The sequence below is a fragment of the Planktothrix sp. genome, from assembly GCF_046067725.1.
Lineage (GTDB): Bacteria > Cyanobacteriota > Cyanobacteriia > Cyanobacteriales > Microcoleaceae > Planktothrix.
This window is the reverse complement of record NZ_JBJUDF010000063.1, coordinates 1-4950: the sequence shown is the minus strand read 5'-3', so window position 1 is coordinate 4950 and position 4950 is coordinate 1. Positions and strand designations below refer to the sequence as shown.

Below are 4950 nucleotides of genomic sequence, written 5' to 3'. Positions count from 1 at the left end.
CAACGAACCGCCGAATTACAAGAAAGTCAACGTTTTATTGAAAGTATTACTGATAATACACCCAATATTATTTATATTTATGATCTTGAGGAACAGCGCAATATTTACTGCAATCGTGAGATCATTGATATTTTGGGGTATTCCCCTGAGCAGATCCAAGCGATGGGACATTCATTTTTTATCGATCTCCTCCATCCCGATGATTTAGAGTCTGTATTAGTTCATCAGAATAACTTACACACTCTCCAGAACACTGAAAAGCGAAACAGTGAATATCGGATGCGAGATGTCAACGGAGAATGGCGCTGGTTACTCAGTCGCGATGTGGCTTTCTTACGCAACAACGATGGAACCATCAAGCAAATTGTGGGCACGGCTCAAGATATTACTGAACGGAAACAATCTGAAGAAAAATTGGAGATGGTCTCCGAGAGATTATCATTAGCCCTGGAATCAGGAGGGTTTGGGATTTGGGAGTGGGATATTTTGTCAGACCGACTGATCTGGGATGATCGAATGTATGAACTTTATGGCTTAGAGAGGTCAGATGTTCGAGAAACCATCTATCAAACCTGGGTAAACGCATTGCATCCTATTGATCGAGAAATCACTGAAACGGCGATTCAAAAAGCGTTACGGGGTGAGAAGGAATATGACCCAGAATTCCGAGTGGTTCATCCTGATGGTTCTATTCGATATATCAAAGCGTATGCTTTAGTTCAACGGGATAACAATGGAGAACCGCAACGAATGGTTGGGGTTAACTTTGATATTACTAGCACTAAAGAAGCGGAAAAAAAACTGCGACAGGTGAATGAACGGTTGACCCTAACCAATGCGGAACTCGATCGAGCCACCCGGCTTAAAGATGAATTTTTGGCAAATATGAGCCACGAATTACGAACCCCCCTGAATGCGATTTTAGGAATGACTGAAGGGTTACAGGATGGAGTTTTTGGCGACCTCAGTGAACCACAGAAACAAGCCGTCAATAGTATTGAGCGCAGTGGTCATCATCTGTTAGTCCTGATTAACGATATTTTAGATCTCGCGAAAGTCGAATCGGGTAAATTAGAATTACAGTTGGCTCCAATATCCATCACTTACCTGTGTACCAATAGCTTAACCTTTGTTCGACAACAGGCTCTTAAAAAAAATATTCAACTAACAACCGAGATCCCAGAGGGGTTAGGGGATATTGTGGTAGACGAGCTTCGGATTCGTCAAGTTTTGATTAATCTCCTCAATAATGCCGTTAAATTTACTCCTGAAGGTGGAAGTGTTAAATTCAAGGTGAAAGTCATATCCTCAGACCCGCAGAATTTATTACAATTTTCGGTCATCGATACAGGTATTGGTCTGACTCCTGAAAATGCTAGTAAATTATTCCAACCGTTTATCCAAATTGATAGCAGTCTGAATCGTCAGTATAGTGGGACAGGGTTAGGATTAGCATTAGTGCGTCGTTTAGTTGAACTTCATCACGGAACGGTTGGAGTGACCAGTGAGTTAGGACAAGGTAGTTGTTTTACCGTTTGCTTACCCTATATTCTCAGCCCAGCATCGACAATTCAAGCCCCTGTATTGTCTGCTCATCCTATCACTCCTGAAAAATCACAGCGATCAGAACCGACAACAATCTTTACGGCTTCCCAGAAACCAACCGGTTCATCAAATCTTTTGTTAGTTGAGGATAATGAATTAAATATTGCCACCATTTCCAGTTATTTAAGCAGTAAAGGGTACAACATTGAGATTGCAAAAAATGGGGAAGAAGGTGTTACACTAGCCAAGTCTTTGTCTCCTGATTTAATTTTAATGGATATTCAACTTCCCAAAGTAGATGGACTAGAAGCCATTCGTCAAATTCGTGCTGAACAACGATTAACTTCTACTCCGATTATTGCCTTAACGGCATTAGCGATGATGGGAGATGAACAAAAATGTTTAAATGCAGGAGCGAATGATTATCTTTCTAAGCCTGTAAAATTAAAACAACTGGTCGAGAAGATTGAATGTTTATTGAATTTAAGGAACCCTCAGTAATGGACAAAACGCCGATTATTCTAATTATTGATGATGAACCCGATAATTTTGATGTGATTGATACTTTACTGGCAAATGAAGGCTATGAATTAGGTTATGTTTCTAATGTCAAACAAGCGTTTAATCTTCTCAAAATGTCTCAACCGGATGTGATTTTGCTAGATGTGATGATGCCAGAAATGAATGGCATAAAATTCTGTAAATTATTGAAAGCTAATCCCCAATGGTCATATATTCCGGTGATTATGGTGACAGCCCTTGCTAGTAAAGACGATTTATCCCAATGTTTAGAGGCGGGTGCAGATGATTTTATTAGTAAACCCGTCAATGGAACTGAATTGCGAGCTAGGGTTCGTTCCATGTTACGCATTAAGCAACAATATGATCGCATACAAACGCTACTGCAAGTGCGGGAAGATATGGTAAACATGATGGTACATGATCTCAGAAATCCTCTGGCGGGTATTTTGTTTTCAACCGCGTTACTAAAAAAGCCAGGGTTATCACCGGAAAGACAGCAGAAAAAAATTCAACAAATTGAGGCAAATGGTTCTCAATTACAAGTCATGATTGATAGTTTATTGATGATGGCTAAGTTAGAATCAGGGAAAATGATGCTGAATTTTAAAACGATTGATTTAGGTGAACTTTGTACCTCAGTTATTCAATATTTTGAGTTAATAGCTCATCATAAAAACGTGATCATTGTTCCCGATTTACCTGCTCCAGGTGCTAAAATTTTAGTGGATGCTGTGCTGTTTCGCCGAGTTATTGATAACTTACTTTCTAATGCAATTAAGTTTTCTCCAAGTCCGAGTCAGATCGAATTAAAAGCACAATATTTAGAACATGGAGGGGCAATGGTTCAAGTTATTGACTCAGGGCCAGGTATTAGTGAAAACACCCGAAAAACACTGTTCCAGAAATATGAAATTGGGACAATTCGAGAAGGAATTAATCAAATTGGTTTAGGATTAGCGTTTTGCAAAATGGCAATGGAAGCACACGGAGGTGATATTTCCCTGGAAGATAATTATCCCCAAGGCTCGATCTTTACTGTGAATCTTCCTGGGAATAAGAGTTAATTTACCCGGTCTGCACACCAACCATCCATCACCAACAACGCTTAAAATAAAGGGTGCTGTGATTCTCTTCGAGTATGGCTGGACATAGTAAGTGGGCGAATATTAAACGCCAAAAAGCGAGGGTGGATGCGGTTAAAGGCAAAGTATTCACCAAAATTTCCCGTGAAATTATTGTAGCGGCACGTTCAGGAAGTGACCCGGCGGGAAATTTTCAACTGCGAACCGCCATTGACAAGGCAAAAGCCGCCGGAATTCCTAATGATAATATTGAACGAGCGATCGCTAAAGGTTCAGGGAAACTCGGCGCCGGAGCTTCTGAGTTAGAATCCATTCGTTATGAAGGCTATGGAGTTGGAGGAGTGGCGATTTTAATAGAAGGGCTCACCGATAACCGCAATCGTACCGCCGCCGATTTACGAGTAGCCTTTAGTAAAAATGGTGGGAACTTGGGGGAAACCGGATGTGTGAGTTGGATGTTCGATCAAAAAGGCGTTGTCACCTTAGCTGGGCCCATTGATGAAGAAAAACTGCTAGAAGCCCTAGTCGAAGGGGAAGCAGAATCCTATGAATTAACCCCGGTCAATGATAGTGATGGGGCGGAAGTCTCAACAGCGATCACTAATTTAGAACATTTAGCCCAGGTATTAAAAGAACAGGGATTTAACGTTGTCGAAGCAGAATGGCGTTGGATTCCGAATAATATTATTGAAGTTGATGATGTGGAAAAAGCCAAATCCTTAATGAAACTCATGAATGCTTTAGATGATTTGGATGATGTACAAAGTGTAACGGCAAATTTTGAAATGTCTGATCCTTGTTATCAAATGCTTTATAACGAATCATGAAAGGTTTAACTTCCTTTGTGGTGGTTTTAGCAATTGTTTTGCCCTTCGGCACGAAGGGATGGGCAAACCCTTCCCTTTTGAATTCTTCGGCGAGGGAACCCACACCTGTCCGTGCTGATCTTGATTCAAAGACTACAATGTTATTAAGTGTTTTTTCGGTTAATGCCATTGTGAAACTTCAGGGTTTAAATTTACCCCCACCCAAAACCGTTGGGCAAACCACGATTCCCCTGCAAGTGTTAGAAGGAAGTCAAGTGTTTACTCTACAACTTTTTATAGGGGGAACATCCGGTAGCTTTTTATTAGATACGGGTGCATCGACCACCATGATTACCAGTGCCGTTGCTCAACAATTAGGTTTAAAAGGCGAACCGATTTCTAATGAAGGGTTAGATTATGCGGTAGCGGGAGATGATTGTCCGAATATGAATGCAATTTTGCATCATTTACCGCCTTTGGTGATTAATCAAGTTCGGGTTGAAGAATTACAAGGATTAGAATTCTCAACTACTGTCATTCCTGAAGACTTATTTGGCGTTTTGGGAATGGATTTTTTAAGAAATTTTGATGTTAAAATTAATCCTAAAACTCGTCAATTACAGTTATTGAATCCCTCGGAATTATCCCCGGAATCCTTGGAGGAAGCTATCTTCTTACAAAGCCGTTTAGGGGTAATGTTAGCAGTGGTCAAGATTAACGGAAAGGGGCCATTTACCTTTCTATTAGATACGGGAGCCGATACGATTTTTATTTCAGAACAATTAGCTGATCAACTACAGTTAGATCCGTTAAATCGTCAATCTATTCAGGTTCAGGGGTTTTGTGGTTTAGAAGATGCAGAACGTTCTCGTTTAGAACAAGTTAGTATTCAAGGTTATCATCAAAATAACTTGGAAGCGGTGATTTTATCTTCTCCGGTTTTAGATATCTTACAAGTGGATGGGATTATCGGTCAAAGTTTCTTCAATCAATAT

4 protein-coding genes are annotated in these 4950 nt (G+C 40.3%); all 4 read left to right on the top strand.

From position 1 onward, the window contains the following. On the top strand, window positions 1-2046 hold a 2046-nt coding region (locus ACKPEB_RS03680; protein WP_408963440.1), incomplete at its 5' end, for a PAS domain-containing protein. Beyond that, a complete protein-coding gene (locus ACKPEB_RS03675; protein WP_408963439.1) occupies window positions 2046-3131 on the top strand; it encodes a response regulator in 1086 nt (361 codons plus the stop codon). The genes ACKPEB_RS03680 and ACKPEB_RS03675, both read left to right, overlap by 1 nt. A 74-nt stretch (window positions 3132-3205) precedes the next feature. Continuing rightward, on the top strand, window positions 3206-3976 hold the full coding sequence (locus ACKPEB_RS03670; RefSeq protein WP_408963438.1) for a YebC/PmpR family DNA-binding transcriptional regulator: 771 nt from the start codon (window positions 3206-3208) through the stop codon (window positions 3974-3976). Next, window positions 3973-4950, top strand: a 978-nt coding sequence (locus ACKPEB_RS03665; RefSeq protein WP_408963437.1) for a retroviral-like aspartic protease family protein, incomplete at its 3' end; no start/stop codon positions are given. The genes ACKPEB_RS03670 and ACKPEB_RS03665, both read left to right, overlap by 4 nt.